Below are 16298 nucleotides of genomic sequence, written 5' to 3'. Positions count from 1 at the left end.
TCATGCCCGCCCGCCCCCGGCCGATAGATCAAGCGTCGGAAGGGGGCGGCGGTGGTCGTGACTCGTGCGTGGACCGGGCTGGCCGCCCGGCTGCCCGCCGGCGGAGGCCTGCGCGACGAGGACCGGAAGCGCCGGCACCGGCTGCTCACCCTGTTGCTCGCCGGGGGCATCCCGCTGCTCACCATGGTCGGTGCGCTGCAGAACGGTGGCCTCGACGCGGCCTGGTTCCTCAGCGTCGTGCTCGTCCTGCCCTGCGTCATCGCAGCCTCGGTGATGCCCGGCCGGCGGCTGGCGTCGGTCCTGGTCGCGCTCGGCTTCGTCGCCCTGTGCGGCGGCTTCGTGGCGGTCTCGCACGGTCTCACCGAGGCCCACTTCGCCTACTTCGTGGTGGTGGCGGCGCTCGCCCTCTACCGCGACTGGGCGCCCTTCGGCGCCTTCCTGGCCGGCACCGTGCTGCACCACTCGGTGCTCGGCGCGCTCCTCAGCGACCGCACCTACGGCCACCATTCGGCCCAGGCCCACCCGCTGAAGTGGGCGCTGCTGCACGGCCTGGCGGTGCTCGCCGCGGCCACCTTCCAGGTCATCTCGTGGCGGCTCACCGAGATCGAGGAGAAGCGGGCCCAGGTGAACCTGGACGAGAGCCAGGCCCAGATGACCCTGGCCTTCGACGAGACCCCGGTCCCGATGGTCATGTGGTCGCCGGACGGCCGCCTGTTGCGCGCCAACGACGCGTACTTCGCCTGGATGCGCCTGTCGCGGCCGCTGCCGGCCGACTTCCGGATCGAGGACCTGCCGATCACGGCCGAGCCGGGCGAGGAGAACATCTTCGGCGAGGAACTCGCCACCGGTGACGCGGTCACCCTCACCCGGGCCTACCGCCGCACGGACGACGGCTCCCGGATCTGGGTGGAGATCCACAGCAACGGCCTGCGCGACGCCGACGGCCGGCTGCGCCTGATCTTCCTGCACTGCCTGGACGTCACCGGCCCGATGGAGCACCGCGCCGAACTCCAGCGGCAGGTTCGCGTCGACTCGCTGACCGGGCTGCTGTCCCGCCGGGGCTTCGAGGACGACCTGGTCGCGCTGCTCGGGCGCTCGGGCGGCCCGGTCGGCGTCATCTACCTGGACGTGGACCGCTTCAAGGCGATCAACGACGGCGCCGGGCACGCGGCCGGCGACGACGTGCTGCGCGGCGTCGCCGACCGGCTCGGCGTGATCGCGCCGGCCGGCTCGCTGATCGGCCGGCTCGGCGGCGACGAGTTCGTGGTCGGCGTGCCCGGGCCGATGGAGATCGCGGCCGAGGTCGCGCGCTCGGTGGTCGACGCCTTCGGGATGCCGCTGCCGGTGGCCGGCAACATGAGCCGCATCGCGGTCAGCGTGGGCGTGGCCGGCGCCGACCGGCCCGACCTGGCCGAGCAGCGCTGTTGGCCGCCGACACCGCGATGTACGCCGCGAAGAAGGCCGGCGGCAACCGGCTGGCCGTCTTCAACGAGCAGATGCGGGTGGCCGTGAAGCAGCGGATCACCTCCGAGGCCGACCTGCGGCGGGCCCTCGACGGCCCGCTGGACGAGACGCTGCCGGTGTGGTTCCAGCCGATCGCGTCCTCGGCCGGTGGGCGCATCCTCGGGGCCGAGGCGCTGGTCCGCATGCGTACCCCCGACGGGAAGATCCTGGGACCGGGCCACTTCATCCCGGCCGCGGAGGAGACCGGGCTGGTCGTCCCGCTGGGCGAGCACGTCATGGCCACGGCGCTGAGGTGGCTGATGAACTGGCGGCTCGAGCTCGGGTACGTGTCGGTCAACGTGAGCCCGCGGCAGCTGTCCGAGCCCGGCTTCGTGCCCATGGTGGCCCGGCTCCTCGCCGAGCACGGCCTGGACGACCCGTCGCGACTGGTCCTGGAGATCACCGAGACCGCGGTGCTGTCGCTGTCGGACGACCTGCAGAAGCGGCTCGACGCGGTCAAGGCGCTGGGCGTACGCATCGCGCTCGACGATTTCGGCACCGGCTACAGCTCGCTCACCTGGCTCCAGTCGGTGCCGGCCGACGTGGTCAAGCTGGACCGTTCGTTCGTGTCCGGCCTGGCCGGCGACGTGCGCAAGTCGTCGATCATCGTGGCGGTGCTCGGCCTGGCCACCTCGCTGAACATGACCGTGGTGGCCGAGGGAGTCGAGGAGCCGGACGACTGGCGGGCGCTGGCCGCGGCCGGCTGCCCGGCCATCCAGGGCTATCTGGTCAGCCGGCCGGTGCCGCCGCGGGAATTCCAGCGCCTGCTCTGGGAAACGCCTGCCCCCACGGGTGAGCTGCTCGCGCTCTGAGGGGTGTCCTGACCCTCACCAGCGTCCGGTGTGCCGCAAGATCTCGCCGATCACCTGCGGCCACACCGCGCGGGGCGGATATTCGTGCCCCACGCCGTCGAGGGCCACCACCCGGGCGCCGGCCGGCGGGGGCGGCGACCACCGGTCGAGGGTGCCCTGGAGCACCAGGACCGGCGCGGTCACCGGCGCGTCCGGCCGGGGCGCCTCGGCGAACACCAGGCGGTGGTTGACCCGGCTCGACATCAGGTCGACGCTGCGGTCGAAGACCCGCTGGGCCAGCCGCCGCAGCCGGGGCTCGTCGGGCTGGAACGGGCCCGCGCGTTCCTGCACCTCGGAGACGAGCCGGTCGACCGCGGCCCGCCGGTCACCCCATTCGGTGTGCGGCCACGCGGTGAAGGCGGCGGGGGAGACGTAGGTCAGCGACCGGACGCGTTCCGGCTCGGTCGCGGCGAGGTGATGGGCGAGCAGCGTGCCCAGCCCGAAGGCGACCAGGTGGGCGCGCGGCTCGTCGAGGGCGTCGAGCAGGGCCAGGGCGTCGGCGGCCAGGTCGGACCAGGCGTACGGCGGGGCGCCGGGCGGGAACGACGTCGAGCGGCCGGTGTCGCGGTGGTCGTACCGGATCACCCGGCGGCCCCCGGCGGCGAGCCGGCGGCACCACTCGTCGTCCCACCAGTCCATCGCGGACGCCGCCCCGGCGATCAGCAGCACGGGCGGTCCGGGCTGGTGACCGTACGTCTGCACGCACAGGTCGACACCGCCCGCCGGGACCATCGTCTCCTCCGCCATCCCGGCATTCTGGAACAAGATCCTGACAGGTTGATGGGAGGATGAGCGCCGTGCGCATGCCTGATTTGTCGGAATATCAACCTCACCGCGTCGCGACGGCGTCCTTCGAGGGCGAGAACGTTCCCGGCCTGGTCGCCGAGTTCTACCGGCGGCCGGAGGGGGATCGGATCGCCAGCGTCGGCCGCTATCTGGTGGCGGGGCGCGAGCTGTTCAGAGCCTGGGGGTACGTGGATGAGGAGCACTGCCGCTGGTCCGCGGTGGACGGGCACCCGCCGGTCGGCGGATGCCCCGTGGTCGAGCTGGACCGTGACCCCGGCGGGTCAGTCGTCGGCCTGCGCGTGCGCACGCCGGGCGGTGACTTCCTGAGCACGCGCGATCCGCAGGGAGACGCCGGTGAGGGTGAGCGCGATCGCGAACAGGACCAGGTGGACGACCGGACTGTCGATCGGGACGAAGGCGATGATCGCCACCGGGATCTGGACCACGGCGATCAGGCCGGCCAGCCACCAGCGGCTGGCTCGTGGACTCCAGAGGACGGCCGTCCACACCGGAGCGGTCACGACGATGAGCGTGAGGCCGTCGAGGACGGCGTGCAGGGCCGGGCTGTGCACCGCGTTGTGCGCGAAGGCCTGGGCGGGGGCGGCGAACCAGAGGGCGGCGACGACGAGGGGGATGACGACAGCGGCACGACGCATGGGATCCTCTTCTTTCATCCGAGCGTTACTGAACCGTTGCACTGAGTATCGACGGTACGGACGGTTTGCGACACTCGTCAATGCTTCTCCCGCTTGCGGGGTAATACGATCAATGCCACCGCTATGGCGATGATCGTCCCCGCGAGCAGCGTGCGCGGGCCGACCTCCTCGTCCAGCAGCCACCAGCCGAGCAGGACGGCCACCACCGGGTTGACGAAGGCGTACGTGCCGGTGATCCGGGGTGGGGCATTCTGGAGCAGCCACTCGTAGGCGGTGTAGGCGATCAGGCTGCCGAAGACGATCAGGTACGCCACGGCGAGCAGGCTCACCGTCGTGTCGGACGAGAGCTCGACCCGCCCGAACTCGCCGCCGAGGCCGCCCAGCACGGTCAGCAGCACGCCGGCGCAGATCATCTCCACGGCGCTCGCCAGCAGCGGCTGCTCCGGGCGGGGCGCGTGCCGGCCGTACACCGAGCCGAGCCCCCAGCAGAGCGCGCCACCCAGCGCGACCGCCGCCGAGAGCGGGTCCGGCGGATCGCCGCCGAACGGGTTGACCAGCACGGCCACCCCGGTCACGCCGGCCAGCAGACCGAGGCCGACCGGCAGGCTGATCCGCTCCTTGTCCACGACCCGGCTGCCGATCACGATCCAGAGCGGGATGGTCGCCAGCAGCAGGGCGGCCACGCCCGACGACAGCTCCTGCTCGGCCCAGGTCGCGCCGCCGGTGCCCGCGGCCGGGAGGAGCAGGCCCTGGATCGCGCCGGCCCGCCACTCCCTGGCCGTCGGCCTCCGGTAGCCGGGCCGCCCGCGTCGCCGCCACGCGCACAAGGCGTAGAGGATCAGGCCCGCGGCGAGGAACCGGACGGCGTTCAGCGTCAGCGGCGGCAGATGCCCGACGGCGACCTTCATGGCCAGGTACGTCGAGCCCCAGACCACGTAGACGATCATCAGTGGGCCGAGCAGCGGCATGATCGTGCATTCCCGCTGCGCGGGTGTGCGAATCCTCATACACGCAGCGTGATGTTGTTCTCTGTCCGGTTTGTCGGTTAGTCACTCCGGGTTACGTCGGCTAAGGTCGCGACGTGCGTTTGGCAGAGGTAGCAATGGCGGCAACGGTTACTGTGAGTGTGGCTGGGTTAGCTTACGTTGCGTATAACCCGGGCGTGCTGACGGAGCGTGCGTCGACCGTGGCCGACGAGGCGACCTGCCGCGCGGTCGACTCGGCCATCGTGGCGTACGCGTCGGTCCACGGCTCGCCGCCGGGGTCGGTCGACGACCTCAGGCCCTATGTGCGCGGGGATATCGCCGACTACCGCATCGTTCGCGGGGTCGCCGCCGGTCCTGGTTGCGTCTGATCCTTGTTCGGGTGCCTGGTCCTTGTTCGGGTTCAGAACGACAGCATCCCACCGAGCAGGGCCTGCCACAGGAACGCGCCGACCACGCCGTCGACGACGACCGACGGCTCGTCCGCGCGCAGGGTGTGCTGGAACGACCGGACCGCGCCGTCGGTGATCGGCCCGAAGAGCCCGTCGATCCGCGGCGCCCGCGCCGGGTCGCCGGACAGGTTCCGGAACTGGAACTCCTCCTGGATCGCCCGGACCGCCTCGCCGGAGTCGCCACGCCGGCGCGTCATGATCAGGGCCCGCCAGGTGACCGGCCCGACCACGCCGTCCTCGGCCAGATTCCGCTGATGTTGCAGGGCGCGCACCGCCGCGTCCGTGCGGGGACCGAACTCCCCGTCCACCAGAACGGCCCGGCCCTGCTCGCGCAGCAGGTACTGCAGCGTGGGAACCGGATGTGCCTTGTCGCCGCGGTGCACCACCGGCCAGGGCTGCAACATGTTGATCGCTCCTTCTCCGGGACCGTCCATCCGGGGTCATCCTGTCGCCCACCCGACACGAATGGAAACTCTCAGTCAGGTGACCGACACTCTGCGCTTCGGTAACGCCCGTGGGATGCATGTCCCGCCGCGCCGCATGATCGGACAGAGACATGAACCGAACGGTTCTTACCCTGGAGTCCTTCGGGGACGATCCTTTCTGGACATGAGCCCGCTGACAAAGGTGCTGATCGGCCTGGCCGCCGCAGCCCTGTCCCTCTGCCTGTGCGGCGGCATCGTCGCCGTGATCAACGGATCCGGGCCGTCCGCCCCCGACAACCAGGCCGCCGACGCCGCCCGCGTCCTCGACCCATCGGCCGACACACCGCCCACCACTTCGCCGACAACCCCCGCGACCACTCCCGCGACGACCGCGCCCACGACCCCGCCCGCCGCCGCGCCGACGATCCCGCCCACGTCGACGCCGCCGGCCCGTCCGAAGCCGAAGCCGAAGCCGAAGCCCAAGAAGTCGACGAAGGCGCCCGCGCCGCCCGCCGACTCCCAGGACGAGGACGACTCCGTCTACTACGCCAACTGCACCGCCGTCCGTGACGCCGGCAAGGCCCCGATCCGCAGAGGCCAGCCCGGCTACAGCCGAAAGCTCGACCGCGACGGCGACGGCGTCGCCTGCGAGAAGTGACGTCCTGAGCCGGCGGCTCGCGAATGTCGCGGACGTTACAGATCGTTTGTTGTGGCCGGCGCGACGGTGTCGGGGAACCTGGACTCACGCCTCCGAGACGTGCCGGGAGGGCGACGTGAGTGTGCTGGGTCCGGTTCTCGCCCTGATCGGTGTGGTGGTCGGCGGGGCGCTGTCGTTCATCTTCGCGTTTGTCGGTGAGAGTCGCCGGGAGCGCTGGGCCTTGCGCCGTGAGTGGCGCGAGCGCAAGTTGCAGGCCTACAGCGGCTATCTCGCCGACTGCAAACGGCTGCGCGATCTGGCGCAGCGCCTGGCCGCCGGGGTCGGGCTCGACGATCAGGCCCCGCCCTTGCCCCGCTCGGAGAACCTGGAGCCGCTGGCCGAGGCGAACATGGCCCGTAGCGCCTCGTTCGAGACGGTCAGCCTGGTCGGCGGAAAGGACGTCGTCGAGGCGGGGCGCCGGCTCAACGTGGCGCTGTGGCGGCTGGAATGGTTCGCCCGCGGCTTCCTCGACGACACCGACACGGTGGGCTGGTCCGAGGCGATGGCCGGGTACTTCGCCGCGATCAACGACTTCCACCGATGCGCCCGCTGCGACCTGGCCGTGGCGGGCGAGTTCTCACCCCGGACCGCCGAGACCTCGCCGCGGATCCTCTACGAGCGCGACCGTCGGCTTCGCGACTGCTGAGCGTCTTCGGGCGCGACCACTCACTCAGGTCGCAGGGGGCGCCCATCGTTCTGGACGCGCAGCGGCCAGATGGGTGGCCGCTGCCCTCGGCGGGAGCAGCGGTCTGTACCACCCACCGGGCTACGACATCCGGCTCTTGAAGTTGATCTTCGGGGCGGCCTTATAACATCGGCGGGTAGGCGAAGCGAACCATGGAGAGCGGGACGTAATGAGCGCGGAGACACTGGAGTTTCAGGCCGAGGCGCGGCAGTTGCTGCAGTTGATGGTCCACTCGATCTATTCGAACAAGGACATCTTCCTGCGGGAGCTCATCTCGAACTCGTCGGATGCGCTGGACAAGCTGCGGCTGGCCACGTTGCGGGACGGGGTCGAGGCGGACACCTCGGATCTGCACATCCGGATCACCGTGGACAAAGAGGCGCGGACGTTGACCGTGGCCGACAACGGGATCGGGATGACGCGGGACGAGGTGGTGTCGCTGATCGGCACCATCGCCAAGTCGGGGACCGCCGAGATGTTGCGGCAGCTCAAGGAGTCGGGGGACGCCAAGGAGCTGATCGGGCAGTTCGGGGTGGGGTTCTACTCGACGTTCATGGTCGCCGACCGGGTGACGCTGGTGTCGCGCAAGGCCGGCACCGACGACGCGGGCACGAGGTGGGAGTCGGGGGGTGAGGGGACGTACACGATCGAGGAGGTCGCGGACGCTCCGGCCGGCACCTCGGTGACCGTGCACCTGCGGCCGGCCGACGAGGAGGACGCGCTCTTCGACTACGCCGACGAGTGGAAGATCAAGGGGATCGTCAAGAAGTTCTCCGACTTCATCGCGTTCCCGATCCGGTTCGGCGACGGCGACGAGCCGATCAACTCGATGAAGGCGCTCTGGGCGCGGCCTCGATCCGACGTGAAGGACGAGGAGTACCACGAGTTCTACCGGCACATCAGCCACGACTGGACCGACCCGCTCGAGATCATCAACATGAAGGCCGAGGGCACGTTCGAGTACGAGGCGTTGCTCTTCATCCCGTCGCGCGCCCCGCACGACCTGTTCCAGCGGGACGGGCAGCGCGGCCTCCAGCTCTACGTGAAGCGCGTCTTCATCATGGACGACAGCCGTGAGCTCATGCCCGACTACCTGCGCTTCGTCAAGGGCGTGGTGGACGCGGCCGACCTGTCGCTGAACATCTCGCGGGAGATCCTCCAGCAGGACCGGCACATCCAGATGATCCGCCGCCGGCTGGTCAAGAAGGTGCTGTCCACGATCAAGGACCTGCAGGCCTCGCAGCCGGAGAAGTACGCGACGCTGTGGCGCGAGTTCGGCCGGGCCATCAAGGAGGGCCTGCTCGCCGAGCCCGACAACCACCGCGCCATCCTCGACGTCGCGTCGTTCTCGTCGACGCATGGCGCCGACCCCACGACGTTGGCTGATTACGTGGCGCGGATGAAGGAAGGCCAGGAGGAGATCTACTTCCTGACCGGCGAGTCGCGCAGCCAGGTCGAGAACTCCCCGCACATGGAGGCGTTCCAGGCCCAGGGCTACGAGGTGCTGCTGCTCACCGACCCGGTCGACGAGATCTGGGTCGAGGCGGTCCCTTCCTACGACGAGAAGAAGTTCCAGTCGATCGCCCGCGGCAATGTCGATCTTCCGGCCAAGGCCGAGGAACCCCCCACCGAAGGCTTCGACCCGCTGCTGGGCTTCCTCAAGGGCGCGCTGGAGGAGCAGGTCAAGGAGGTACGCCTGTCCCACCGCCTGACCACGTCGGCCGCCTGCCTGGTCAGCGACACCGACGACATCACGCCCACGCTGGAGAAGATGTACCGCGCGATGGGCCAGGAGGTGCCGCACGTCAAGCGCATCCTCGAGCTCAACCCGGCCCACCCGCTGGTCACCGGCCTGCGCGCCGCCCACGAGAGCCGCCCCGAGGACGCCGCGCTGACCGAGACGGCCGAGCTCCTCTACGGCACCGCGCTGCTGGCCGAGGGCGGCGACCTCGACGACCCGGCCCGCTTCGCGAAACTGCTCGCCGACCGCCTCTCGAAGACCCTGTAGACAATCGATGTCGTGGCGGGGCGGTGGGTACAGACCGCCGCTCCCGCCGAGGGCCCGTCCGGGCGGCCGCACGCTCCGCTTCCGCGGCCGCCCTCCGCGCGACGTGCGTGAGCGGTTGCGCTCACCTACTTCGCGTTCTCCGGTCAGGAGCGGGTCAGTTCCCTGATCCGGTCCATGGCCGCGATCGCGTCGGCCCGGTTGCGACGACCCAGCCCGCAGCTCGTGGACACGTCGGTGGCACCGCCGACCGCGTCCTCGACGTAACCCCGGATCCGCAACTGGGTGGCCAGGTCCTGCCGCTCGTGGGCATAGCCGGCCACGAACCGGGCGCCGCCCAGCCGGAGGCCGGACAGCGGCCGGTAGAAGGCCGGATCGTCCACCGGCGGTGCCACGGCCGCCGCGAGCGGGGCGTGCACATAGTGCAGTGGCCGGGTCGACGGCCAGCGTGCCGCCAGCGCGTTGGCCAGCTGCACCAGCGGTCCGGCGTCGCCCAGGCGCCCGAGGGCCCGGTGGTTCAGGTCGCCCAGGCACAGGTGCACGCCGAAGCGGGCGCCCGCCGGAGCGCCCAGCGCCAGGGCCGCCACGCGGTCGGCGAGCAGCCGGGCCAGCGCCTTCCGCGCGGGGCGGGGTGACCGGGCCAGCAGGATCATCTCGGCCGGGATCTCGATCTGGAACAGCACCTCGCCGCCGGCCAGCGCGTGCACCTCGTGCATGGTCAGCGACAGCGCCTCGGCGAACACCCCGGCGTGCCGCATCATCCCGGCCGGCCCGAACGTGAACATCGCCAGGTCGAGCGCCCCGGGGATGCCCACCTGGAACGTCGCGGCCGGCCGGAGCTCCCGGAACACCGGCAGCGACGCGCGCGCCGCGGCCACGATCCCCAGGTCCAGGGCGGCGCCGTAGAGCCGCTCGCCCGGCCGTACCCGGAACCGCGGGGTCGTGTCGTAGTCCGACCAGTCGCCGTCCCGGACCGTCTCGAACCGCGGATGCTCGCGGAAGCCGTCGAGCATGCTCTTGATCCAGTCGCGGCGCTCGCCGGTCTCGCCGTCCGGCATGAAGTCCAGGTCCGGACCGAGCCGGTCAACGGCCAGCCGCATCGCGTCGGCGGCGTCGGTGCCCGGGATGCTGCCGACGAGCAGGGCCCGCCGGGTGTCGAGAAGTTGGTGGCTCACCCCGACAACAACGTCGGCCACAGATCCCGTTCAAGCCGGTCGGCGTTCCTGCCCGGACACACCTCGGGTCCGGGACGGAAGGGACAACCACCGCCTCCGCCTCGGCCTCGTTCAACAAGCCATGGAGATGTAGATCAGGATCAAGAGCGGGATGTCGTAGCGGGGTGGGTGGTACAGACCGCTGCTCCCGCCGAGGGCCCGTCCGGGCGGCCGCACGCTTCGCTTCCGCGGCCACCCTCCGCGCGACGTGCGTGAGCGGTTGCGCGCAAACCCCGTGCGGGTGATTGGCACGTCGCGGGATTGACGCTGGTGGCGTCGGCCGGAAGCCTCGGTGGGTTCCATCGGCTCCGATGTGGAGGACGCGTGCGGATCGAGCTCGAGTGTGTCGATGATGACGAGGGTGAGCTGGGCGAGCTGGAGGCGTTCCTCCGGCAGGACCCGCGCCTGGACGATGCGTCGATCGTGCGGGGACAGCCCGCCGTCCGCCCGGGTGAGCTGGGCGCGCAGGAGATCCTGGAGCTGATCGGGACCAACGTCGGGCTGGGGCTGGTCGCCAACGCGTTGTATGAGTTCCTGCGGAACAGACGCGGGAAGCCGGTGCGGTTGCGGCTCACCCGGACCGATCTGCCCGGCGGCGCGCGAGAACGTGCGGCGGCTGGCGTCCGAGCTGGCCGACGACAAGGTGTGGGGCCTGTCGCGGCCGATGCGCCTGATCGAGCTGCTCGACCCCGACCGGGCCACCGTGCTGGCCACCGTCGCCGACGCCGGGCAGCTGGTCGGGCGGCAGGGGATGCTGCTCCTCTACTTCGTGGGCCATGCCGAACCGGCCGGTGGCGAGCTGTGCCTGGCCATGCGCGACGCCGACCGGCAGAACCCGCGCGCCACGATGGTTCCGGTGGCGCGCCGCCGCCGCGGCCCTGCCCGAGAGCAACCGCCGGCGCTCTACGCCAACCCGCGCTAGCTGGGCTCGCACTCGTTCGTCGGGCAGGCCAGCTGGAGGCGCTCGACGACTGGGCGGGCCCGGCCCAGCCGCACGCGATCCTGCTGTTCGAGGCGATCGGCGGCACCGGCAAGAGCATGCTGACCTGGCAGTGGGCCCCACCTGGTGCTCAGCGAACTGCGGTCCCGGCCGTGGCTCCTGGTGCTGGACGGCCTGGAGCGCGTGCTCGTGGCCTATCACCGGATAGACGCCGGTCAGCTCGCTGATGAGCGCGGGGACAGCTCGACCGCTGGGCGTCCGACCCGAATCATGGCGGCCGGCTCGACCTCGGCCTGGTCCAGAAGCGAAATCACATCCTGTCGACCGCGCTCGACGGGCTGCCCGACGCGAGCCGGCAACTGTCGGCCCTCAGCCTGCTGGTCGACGCGTTCGACTACGCGACGCTGCAGGGGCTCAACCCGCACCGCCCGCCCGCGCCCGAGCATGTCGAGCGACGTCGCCGAGGCGATCGCGGAGTTGCGAAGGAGCAGGACGCCCGGGCCTCCGCGAGTTGAGTGACCCGGGTGGCGCTGGGAGGCGTGCGGGCGTGGGGGGACTTCGGGGAACTGGTGGGGGACATGCAGCTCTGGACGGACGGGGCTAGTCGGATCTGGGGGCGGTCTCGCGGTTCGCTGAGGCTCGGAAGCCGGCTGCTTTGTGCGTACCGTCGCAGAAGGGTTTGATCGCTGATTTTCCGCAGCGGCACAGGGCCACGGTGGGGCGGCCGGCGTCGATGACGGTGCCGTCGGGGGTTTGCAGGGTGAAGTCGCCGCGGATGATCAGCGGGCCGTCCTCGTAGGGAGTGATGGTTGAGGCCATGACGGCGGGATTGCCTGAGCGCAATGGTTGAAACGTACGTTTATCTGGAAGATCCTCGGGCAGCCAAACCGGCATGAAGCTTCCGGGACCGCGTGGCGCCGCCTCCGCGGCGGTGATCGATCTGCTCGCGGGGCGGGTGGCCGGGCTGCCGCGTCAGCTCGAGCCGGACGACGACGACGATCTGCAGCTCGCGTTGTTCGTCGGCTACGAGCTGGCCTACCGCGGCTGGGACGGGGTGGACGACACCTGGGAGTGGGACCCGGGGCTGCTCGGGGCGCGCGCCACGCTGGAGGCGCGGTTCGAGAGTGACCTGCACGCGCTGGTGGGGCCCCCGGAGCCGGTCGACCCGGCCGAGGTGCCGCAGCGGCTCATCGAGCTCACCGAGTCCGACGACGGGCCGCCGCTGTCCAAGTATCTGCGCGGCCGGGCCACCCACGACCAGTTCCGGGAGTTCGTCCAGCTCCGGTCGGTCTACCACCTGCGTGAGGCCGATCCGCACACCTGGGCGATCCCGCGGCTGGCCGGCAAGCCCAAGGCGGCCCTGGTCGAGATCCAGATCGACGAGTACGGCGGCGGCGTCGCCCCGCGCATGCACCAGGAGCTGTTCAAGCAGACGATGAGCTGGTTCGGGCTCGACCTCACCTACGGCGCGTACGTCGACCTGGCGGGCGCCCCGACACTGGCCAACAACAACGTGATGTCGCTGTTCGGAATGCACCGGAAGCGGCGCGGGGCCCTGGTCGGGCACCTGGCCGCGTACGAGATGACCTCGACCGCGCCCAACCGCAACTACGGCAACGGCCTGCGCCGCCTCGGCGGTGACGCCGCCGCGATCGCCTTCTACGACGAGCACGTGGAGGCCGACGCGGTGCACGAGCAGATCGCCGCGCACGACCTGTGCGGAAGCTTCGCGGCGGCCGAGCCGGAGCGGGCCGGCGACGTGCTGTTCGGCGCCCGCTGCGCGCTGGCCCTGGACAACCGCTGGGCCGGCGCCCTGTTGGAGGCGTGGCGATGAGGCTGGGGGCGTGGCAATGAGGCCGGAGGCGTGGCGATGCGGGTCGTAGTCGTCGGCGCGTCCGGCAACGCGGGGACGGCGTTGCTGCGGCGGCTCGCGCGGGAACCGGGCGTCGAGGTCGTCGGGGTGTCGCGCCGGGTGCCCGCCGCCCCCACGGTCGAGTGGCACTCGCGCGACATCGACGACGGTGATCTGGCCGGTGTCTTCGCCGGCGCCGACGCGGTGGTGCAGCTGGCCTGGCAGATCCAGCCCAGCCACGACCGGCGGCAGCTCTTCCGGACCAACGTGCTCGGCACCCGCAACGTGGTCGCGGCGGCGCTGGCGGCGGGCGTACGGTCGCTGATCGTCGCGTCGTCGGTCGGCGCCTACGCACCCGGTCCGAAGGACGCGTACGTCACCGAGGACTGGCCGGCCACCGGCATCGTCGAGTCGTCCTACAGCACCCACAAGGCGCTGGTCGAGAAGCTGCTGGACGACGTCGAGCGGGGGCAGTCCGGGCTGCGGATCGTCCGGCTGCGCCCGGGGCTGATCTTCCAGCGCACGGCCGGCACCGAGATCGCGCGCTACTTCGCCGGGCCGCTGCTGCCCGTGGGCCTGCTGCGGGCGCAGCGGATCCCGCTGCTGCCCGGTCACCCTGACCTGCGGGTCCAGGCGGTGCACGCCGATGACGTCGCCGACGCGTACGCGAAAGCCCTGCTCGCCGATGTTCGGGGGCCGTTCAACGTCGCCGCGGCCCCGGTGCTCGACACCCGGCTCGCGGCGCGGATGTTCCGAGGGGTACGCGTGCCCGTGCCCGGCGTGGCCCTGCGGGCGGCGGCCGACCTGACGTGGCGGCTGCGGCTGCAACCGGTCGACGCGGGCTGGGTGGTGATGGGGCTGAAGGCGCCGCTGATGTCGTGCGACCGCATCGCCCGTGAGCTGGGCTGGGCCCCGGTCCACGACGCCGGGTCGACGCTGCGCGAGTTCATCGCGGGGTTCGCCGAGCGGGCCCACGACGACACCCCGCCGATGTCCGGCGACCCGGAACTGGCCGGCCGTCCCCGCGGCCTGCTGCGCGGGCGGCTCCCGGGGACGGGCAACCCGTACTGATCGATCCGTGTCAGAATCCCGCGCGTGAACGAGTCTTCCTTTACCGAGCTGACCACTGTGGTGGCGCCGCCCGCGACCCCCTATCTTGGCGACGGAAGCTGGGACGGGTTGGTCGAAGAACTCGGCACGGCGCTGCCCGCGGAGTACGTCGCCCTGATGAAGCGCTACGGCGGCGGGTCCTGGCTGCACTTTCTGTACTTCTACACACCCCTGCGGATCAACCGGTTCCTCAACCGCGCGCGGAACTTCGCCAAAGGCTACGTCTACCAACAGGAACTCGTGATCGACGCCGGCGCGACGCCGATGCAGGTCTGGCCCGAGCCGGGCGGGTTCCTGCCGTTCGCGAACGACGCCAACGCCGGCACGCTGGGCTGGGTCATGACCGGGCCGCCGGACGAGTGGCCGCTGCTGCTGGTGAGCCGGGAGCACTGGGACTTTCCGTTGCCCGGCGGGCTGGTCGACACGCTGCTGGACTGGGCGCGCGGCGGGCGGCCGGTGTCCGAGTTCCCGGTGCTGGGCGGGGACGACGATCTGGTGCAGGAGGCGGTGTTCACGCCCTGGGACGCCGGCGCCGCCTGGTGATCATCGTTCGGAGGCGGGGATCGGTCAGCCAGGAACGGGGGCCGGGATGCTGGACCCGGATCGCGGCCACCCGGATGGCCTCGTCGAGGGCGTCAAGGAAGCCGGTGGCCCGGGCGATCGCCACGGCCAGGGCGCCATGGAAGGCATCGCCCGCGCCGGCGGTGTCGGCCGCGTCGACGGTGGGGACGGGGCGTTCGCCGGATTCGGTTCCTGACCACCAGCGCACGGGCGCGGGGCCGTCGGTGACCGCGACGTGCGGGGCCACCGACCGCAGCGGGCCGCCGCCGGGCAGGTGGAAGCCGGCCGACGCGGCCACCACGTCGGCGTGGGGAAGTACCTCGGCGAAGACGGGTCGCCAGTGGCCGGCGTCCACGACCAGGGTGCCGGCACCGGCGGCGGCCGCGCGGGCCAGCACCGGATGGTGACCGTCGACCAGGACCACGCCGGACAGGTCGCACCGGGGCATGCTCAGGGTGAGCGCGCCGGCGTTACGGCTGACGATGCTGCGCCGGCCGGTGCCCTCCTCCACGGTCACGGCCGACAGGGGCGGTGGCTCGGTCGAGGAAGCGGCGGCGTCGAGCAGGCTCACTCCGTACCCGTCGAGGTCTTGCTTGATCAGATCGCCCAGCGGGTGGGCGCCGATCGCGGTGACCAGGGTGACCTCGGCGCCCAGCACGGCCGCCGTCACCGCGGCGTTCAGGGCCGGGCCGCCCGCCGCGACCGTGACCGAGGTGGCCTGCGCCTTCTCGTCGGGGCCGGGGATCCGGGGCACGCGGTGCACCAGGTCCACGGTGGACAGCCCGACGCAGGTGATTCTCACCGCGGCAGCAGGGTTCCGGTCAGGCCGGCGCAGTAGTCGAGCAGCGCGTCCTGCAACTCGGCACGCATCGTCGCGGCGGCCGGTCGCTCCTCGCGCATGTTGTAGAAGTAACGGCCGGTCACCTTGGCCGACGGGTCGTCACTCACCGCCAGCCAGGCCTGCGTGCGGGTGCCCTCGTCGAGCTTGCCGGGCGCGCCGGCGCCGCCCATCCGGGTCGCGATCCAGCCCGGGTCGACGGCGTTGGCCAGCACGCCGGGCCAGTGTCGCGCCACCGCGAAGGCCAGCACCACGTCCCACAGCTTGGTGTCGCTGTAGGCGCCGCTCCCGCTCCACCGCCGCGACGTCCACTGCGGGTCGTCGAGCGTGGCCCGCCCGCCCTGGTGCATGCCCGAGCTGAGGTAGACCAGCCGGCCGGGGCGGGAGATCAGGCAGGTCAACAGATAGGGCGCGAGTACGTTCACCGCGAAGTGTTTCTCGAGCCCGTCCGCGGTCTCCTCGCGCCGCCGTGCCGTGTAGCCGATGCCGGCGTTGTGCACGATCGCGTCGTACGGCCCGGCCCGCTCGGCCTGGGTCGCCACCTCGAGCGTCGCGGCCGTGGTGGCCAGGTCGCCGACGACCACCGCGGCCACCTCGGGCGCGGCGGCCCGGATGTCGTCGGCCCGCTGCTCGTTGCGCGCGTGCAGGACGACCTCATGACCCTCGGCGAGCAACCGCCGGCCGAGACCCAGCCCGAGCCCGTCCGCCGAACCGGTGACAAAGATCCGCGCCATGCCCGC

18 protein-coding genes and 1 pseudogene are annotated in these 16298 nt (G+C 71.6%); 11 read left to right on the top strand and 8 right to left on the bottom strand.

Features of this window, described 5'->3' with window-relative positions; translation table 11 throughout:
* Window positions 1-51: 51 nt before the first annotated feature.
* Window positions 52-1512, top strand: a complete 1461-nt coding sequence (locus AB0O15_RS31545; RefSeq protein ID WP_364325896.1) for a sensor domain-containing diguanylate cyclase — start codon at window positions 52-54, stop codon at window positions 1510-1512.
* The gene (locus AB0O15_RS31540) at window positions 1425-2315 is read left to right on the top strand and encodes an EAL domain-containing protein (protein ID WP_364325893.1); all 891 of its coding nucleotides are present in this window, start codon (window positions 1425-1427) and stop codon (window positions 2313-2315) included. The genes AB0O15_RS31545 and AB0O15_RS31540 overlap by 88 nt, the downstream gene beginning before the upstream one ends.
* 15 nt (window positions 2316-2330) lie before the next feature.
* Here AB0O15_RS31540 and AB0O15_RS31535 read toward each other — a convergent pair whose 3' ends face one another.
* The 3 genes from AB0O15_RS31535 to AB0O15_RS31525 all read right to left on the bottom strand — a co-directional run bounded on the left by AB0O15_RS31535 (window position 2331) and on the right by AB0O15_RS31525 (window position 4803).
* Window positions 2331-3101, bottom strand: coding sequence for an alpha/beta hydrolase (locus AB0O15_RS31535; RefSeq protein WP_364325890.1), 771 nt, complete (start codon window positions 3099-3101; stop codon window positions 2331-2333).
* 320 nt (window positions 3102-3421) lie between these two features.
* The gene (locus tag AB0O15_RS31530; protein ID WP_364325887.1) at window positions 3422-3796 is read right to left on the bottom strand and encodes a hypothetical protein; all 375 of its coding nucleotides are present in this window, start codon (window positions 3794-3796) and stop codon (window positions 3422-3424) included.
* A 77-nt stretch (window positions 3797-3873) separates the two neighbouring features.
* Window positions 3874-4803, bottom strand: a complete 930-nt coding sequence (locus AB0O15_RS31525; protein ID WP_364325884.1) for an EamA family transporter — start codon at window positions 4801-4803, stop codon at window positions 3874-3876.
* Between the two features lie 155 nt (window positions 4804-4958).
* Between AB0O15_RS31525 and AB0O15_RS31520 the strand changes: the two genes are divergently transcribed.
* Window positions 4959-5150 carry a hypothetical protein gene (locus tag AB0O15_RS31520; protein WP_364325881.1) on the top strand — a complete coding sequence of 64 codons (192 nt, stop codon included), beginning with the start codon at window positions 4959-4961 and terminating at the stop codon, window positions 5148-5150.
* A 32-nt stretch (window positions 5151-5182) separates the two neighbouring features.
* Here AB0O15_RS31520 and AB0O15_RS31515 read toward each other — a convergent pair whose 3' ends face one another.
* Window positions 5183-5635, bottom strand: a complete 453-nt coding sequence (locus tag AB0O15_RS31515) for a peptidoglycan-binding protein (protein WP_364325879.1) — start codon at window positions 5633-5635, stop codon at window positions 5183-5185.
* A gap of 205 nt (window positions 5636-5840) precedes the next feature.
* Here AB0O15_RS31515 and AB0O15_RS31510 point away from each other — a divergent pair, with 205 nt between their 5' ends.
* The 3 genes from AB0O15_RS31510 to htpG all read left to right on the top strand — a co-directional run bounded on the left by AB0O15_RS31510 (window position 5841) and on the right by htpG (window position 9046).
* Window positions 5841-6314 (top strand): excalibur calcium-binding domain-containing protein, encoded by a 474-nt coding sequence (locus AB0O15_RS31510; protein WP_364325876.1) that lies wholly within the window; start codon window positions 5841-5843, stop codon window positions 6312-6314.
* Window positions 6315-6429: 115 nt separating this feature from the next.
* The gene (locus AB0O15_RS31505) at window positions 6430-6999 is read left to right on the top strand and encodes a hypothetical protein (protein ID WP_364325873.1); all 570 of its coding nucleotides are present in this window, start codon (window positions 6430-6432) and stop codon (window positions 6997-6999) included.
* A 208-nt stretch (window positions 7000-7207) separates the two neighbouring features.
* Complete coding sequence (htpG, locus tag AB0O15_RS31500) at window positions 7208-9046, top strand: molecular chaperone HtpG (protein ID WP_364325870.1); 1839 nt, start codon at window positions 7208-7210, stop codon at window positions 9044-9046.
* A 143-nt stretch (window positions 9047-9189) separates the two neighbouring features.
* Here htpG and AB0O15_RS31495 read toward each other — a convergent pair whose 3' ends face one another.
* Window positions 9190-10218 (bottom strand): hypothetical protein, encoded by a 1029-nt coding sequence (locus tag AB0O15_RS31495; protein WP_364325867.1) that lies wholly within the window; start codon window positions 10216-10218, stop codon window positions 9190-9192.
* A 309-nt stretch (window positions 10219-10527) separates the two neighbouring features.
* On the opposite strand from AB0O15_RS31495, the pseudogene AB0O15_RS31490 reads away from it, so the two are divergent.
* Together AB0O15_RS31490 and AB0O15_RS31485 are read left to right on the top strand one after the other, a co-directional pair.
* Window positions 10528-10830: pseudogene (locus AB0O15_RS31490) on the top strand (hypothetical protein); the annotation flags it as partial.
* A gap of 34 nt (window positions 10831-10864) precedes the next feature.
* Entirely contained in the window at window positions 10865-11179 is a 315-nt protein-coding gene (locus AB0O15_RS31485; protein WP_364326194.1) for a hypothetical protein, read from the top strand.
* Between the two features lie 618 nt (window positions 11180-11797).
* Here AB0O15_RS31485 and AB0O15_RS31480 read toward each other — a convergent pair.
* On the bottom strand, window positions 11798-12091 hold the full coding sequence (locus tag AB0O15_RS31480) for a CDGSH iron-sulfur domain-containing protein (RefSeq protein WP_364325864.1): 294 nt from the start codon (window positions 12089-12091) through the stop codon (window positions 11798-11800).
* Between AB0O15_RS31480 and AB0O15_RS31475 the strand changes: the two genes are divergently transcribed.
* The 3 genes from AB0O15_RS31475 to AB0O15_RS31465 are packed head-to-tail and all read left to right on the top strand — an operon-like array spanning window position 12090 to window position 14702.
* Window positions 12090-13031: an iron-containing redox enzyme family protein gene (locus AB0O15_RS31475; protein WP_364325861.1), complete on the top strand. Its 942-nt coding sequence runs from the start codon at window positions 12090-12092 to the stop codon at window positions 13029-13031. The two genes, AB0O15_RS31480 and AB0O15_RS31475, sit on opposite strands and share 2 nt — an antisense overlap.
* Window positions 13032-13067: 36 nt before the next feature.
* The gene (locus tag AB0O15_RS31470) at window positions 13068-14120 is read left to right on the top strand and encodes an NAD-dependent epimerase/dehydratase family protein (protein ID WP_364325857.1); all 1053 of its coding nucleotides are present in this window, start codon (window positions 13068-13070) and stop codon (window positions 14118-14120) included.
* 24 nt (window positions 14121-14144) lie between these two features.
* Window positions 14145-14702, top strand: a complete 558-nt coding sequence (locus AB0O15_RS31465) for an SMI1/KNR4 family protein (protein ID WP_364325854.1) — start codon at window positions 14145-14147, stop codon at window positions 14700-14702.
* Here AB0O15_RS31465 and AB0O15_RS31460 read toward each other — a convergent pair.
* Together AB0O15_RS31460 and AB0O15_RS31455 are read right to left on the bottom strand one after the other, a co-directional pair.
* A complete protein-coding gene (locus AB0O15_RS31460) occupies window positions 14671-15522 on the bottom strand; it encodes a PfkB family carbohydrate kinase (protein ID WP_364325851.1) in 852 nt (283 codons plus the stop codon). The two genes, AB0O15_RS31465 and AB0O15_RS31460, sit on opposite strands and share 32 nt — an antisense overlap.
* A complete protein-coding gene (locus AB0O15_RS31455; RefSeq protein WP_364325848.1) occupies window positions 15519-16292 on the bottom strand; it encodes an SDR family NAD(P)-dependent oxidoreductase in 774 nt (257 codons plus the stop codon). The genes AB0O15_RS31460 and AB0O15_RS31455 overlap by 4 nt, the downstream gene beginning before the upstream one ends.
* Window positions 16293-16298 lie beyond the last annotated feature (6 nt).

The sequence above is a fragment of the Actinoplanes sp. NPDC089786 genome, assembly GCF_040684855.1.
Classification (GTDB): domain Bacteria; phylum Actinomycetota; class Actinomycetes; order Mycobacteriales; family Micromonosporaceae; genus Actinoplanes.
This window is presented reverse-complemented; position numbering and strand designations above follow the sequence as displayed.